This is a genomic window from Variovorax sp. P4_D9 (assembly GCF_056401695.1).
In genome coordinates, this window is sequence record NZ_JBFUIU010001614.1 from 1 (window position 1) to 889 (window position 889).

Annotated in this window: 1 protein-coding gene and 1 pseudogene; both read left to right on the forward strand. The window is 62.3% G+C overall.

The annotated features are described in order from the left end of the window. The first annotated feature begins 58 nt into the window (after positions 1–58). The gene (locus tag AC1DY5_RS57275; RefSeq protein ID WP_478122981.1) at positions 59–676 is read left to right on the forward strand and encodes a nitroreductase family protein; all 618 of its coding nucleotides are present in this window, start codon (positions 59–61) and stop codon (positions 674–676) included. 35 nt (positions 677–711) lie between these two features. Further along, positions 712–889: pseudogene (locus tag AC1DY5_RS57280) on the forward strand (carboxymuconolactone decarboxylase family protein); the annotation flags it as partial.

Genomic DNA, 889 nt, shown 5'->3' on the forward strand with positions numbered 1-889 from the left:
GGAGAAAGCACCCGTGTCCCTCAATCTATCCCTTCACTCCTAGGAGTCAGCAATCACCATGACCAACGCCGTCATCGAAACTATCCTGAGCCGCACCGCCGCCAAGTACTACGACCCTGCCGCCACCTTGAGCGACGACGAAATCCGCGAACTGGTGCGGATCGGCACCACCGCGCCGACGTCCTTCCACTTGCAGAACTGGCGCTTCATCGCCGTGCGCACGCGTGAAGCCAAGGCACGGTTGAGTCCGATCGCCTGGAATCAGCCCGCGGTCACCGACGCAGCCGTTACCTTCATCGTCTGCGGTCAGTTGGTCGAGACCAGCGTCATACCAGAGCGCCTGGCGCCGCTGGTCGAATCGGGCGTCATGCCGGCAGCGATGGTGGCGGATTGGGAGATCCCCGCACGCGATCTGTACATGGCGTACCCGCAGCGACGGCGCGACGAGGCCGTACGCACCGCCACCTTCGGTGCGGCAGCCATGATCTATGCGGGCCGCTCGTTGGGCCTGGGTTCGACGCCGATGATCGGTTTCGATGCGGATGCGGTGCACCGCGAGTTCGGACTGGCCGAAGACGAAGTACCGGTCATGCTGCTGTCCGTCGGGAGGGAGCGGGCGGGGAACTGGGCGCAGAAACCGCGCCGTCCGCTCGTCGAAGTGCTGGATTTTGTCTAACCATTAGTTAAATCAATAACTCAAGGACGATTACGATGCCAAGAACTACTGCTCTGAAGCCGGAACAGGTGCCGGCCGGTTCAAAACCGACTCTCGATGCGTTCACCAAGAACATCGGGTTCACCCCCAATATGATGGCGGCGTTCGCGCAGAGCCCGATCGCGTTCAACGCATGGGCCASGCTGCTCGGCTCCCTGAGCAAGGCGCTCGACG

Excerpts from the sequence above, each read along its gene's own strand:
- AC1DY5_RS57275 (WP_478122981.1), top strand. The coding sequence starts at position 59 with ATGACCAACGCCGTCATCGAAACTATCCTGAGCCGCACCGCCGCCAAG.